Annotated in this window: 1 protein-coding gene and 1 tRNA gene; one reads left to right on the top strand and one right to left on the bottom strand. The window is 68.6% G+C overall.

What is annotated here, in order from left to right; genetic code table 11:
* The coding region (locus tag WBL05_RS01105; RefSeq protein ID WP_424223168.1) for a lanthionine synthetase LanC family protein at window positions 1–996 on the top strand (996 nt) is incomplete at its 5' end.
* A gap of 124 nt (window positions 997–1,120) precedes the next feature.
* On the opposite strand, the gene WBL05_RS01100 is transcribed toward WBL05_RS01105, so the two are convergent.
* Window positions 1,121–1,193 (bottom strand) — tRNA-Glu (locus WBL05_RS01100).
* Window positions 1,194–1,594: the final 401 nt, after the last annotated feature.

Raw genomic sequence — 1,594 nt, 5'->3', positions numbered from 1 at the left:
GCAACCGCCCGGGCGGCGCTCCGGCCGGTGCGCAAGGCGCTCGACGGCTCGCGGGAGGACATCCGCCGCGGTCTGCGGTCCGGTGCTGCAACTGGCATCGGCTCGGTGGTCTACGCGTTGACCCGGTGCGCCGGACTGCTTCAGGACGACGGGATGCTCACCAGTGCTGCCAGCGCCGCCTATTGCATCAATGACGAGTACGTCGCGGCGTCCGAACTCGATGTCTTCGCCGGGGTGGCCGGGGACATTCTCGGACTGCTCGCGTTGCACCGGGTCACCGGCGACGCCGACGTCCTGGCGCGCGCCCGGTGGTGCGGCGATCGGCTGCTCGAAACTGCCCGGCCGGCGACCACCGGAGGCAGAGCCTGGCCGACGCTCGGCGGACGGATGTTGACCGGCTTCTCGCATGGCGCCGCGGGCATCGCTTACGCGCTGGCCCGGCTGGGCGAGGCGACCGGAACCACCAGCTACCTGGACGCAGCACTTGACGGCGTCCGTTACGAGGACGCAGTTCTCGACTCCGACGCTGGCAACTGGCCGGACTTCCGCGAGGACGAGCAGCCCGCCTTCAAGGTCAACTGGTGCCATGGTGCGCCCGGCATCGGGTTGGCGCGGCTGGCGACCTGGCGGAGCCTCGCCGGCAAGGACGCCGCTGCCGAGTCACTGCTGCTCGCCGATGTCGACCGGGCCGTGCGAACCACGCTGGCCGATGACCTCGAGGGTGCGGACCACCTGTGCTGCGGCAACCTCGGACGGGCCGAGCTGCTGCTGAGCGCCGGCTGCGTGCTCGGGCGCGACGACCTGCTGGCCGAGGCCCGGTCGAAGGCGGAATCGGTGGTGGCTCGCGCCGCGACCCAGGGCGGCTTCCAACTGCACTCCTCCCTGCCGAACCGGGTGCACATGCCCGGCTTCTTCATGGGGGTGTCCGGAGTTGGTTACGCGTTGCTGCGCACCGCCCATCCCGACCTGCTGCCCGCTGTGCTGGCCTGGGATTGATCGAAGCCATCCCGCGTCGCGTCTGGAGCTGGTGCGGGATACTTGCAGGATGGTCTTGGCGTTCCCTGCGCTTCCCCGACAAAGCAGCTCCGTCAACATGGGCTTGACTAGGCCGTCCACTGGGTATCCCCAACCGGATTCGAACCGGCGTTGCCGCCTTGAAAGGGCGGAGTCCTAGGCCGCTAGACGATGGGGACGCGACTCATCATGGTAGCGGACGCCTGGGTGAGCACCCAAACCGAAGAGTCGACTCCTGCTGCGGCTCCCGTCACCGCCCGATTGCCCTTCCTGACCTCAGGGACCCCGGATCCCTGGTACCTGCAGGCCGCCCGGGTGACCCACGAGTCCCGGTTTCGGCACGCTCGTGTGCCGTTCTCACGTTTCACCAGCCGATTCTGGCGCTTGAGCGTTCCGAAACCAGCAACCGGGCGCGCTACGGGCTGGCCAGGCACGTGATCGAGGGCCGAGGGTTCAGTGGAGTCCTGCAGAGTGGTGTACGAGCACCGGGTGAGCGTGTCCTGCTGAGGTAGGCGCGGCCACCGGTGTGATCCTTCGAGTGATCTCTCACAACCGACTCGAGAAGGAGCACCACGATGGC

The sequence above is a fragment of the Brooklawnia sp. genome (genome assembly GCF_049651565.1).
Lineage (GTDB): Bacteria > Actinomycetota > Actinomycetes > Propionibacteriales > Propionibacteriaceae > Brooklawnia.
The sequence above is the reverse complement of the archived record's forward strand: the minus strand, read 5'-3'. Positions and strand labels throughout refer to the sequence as shown.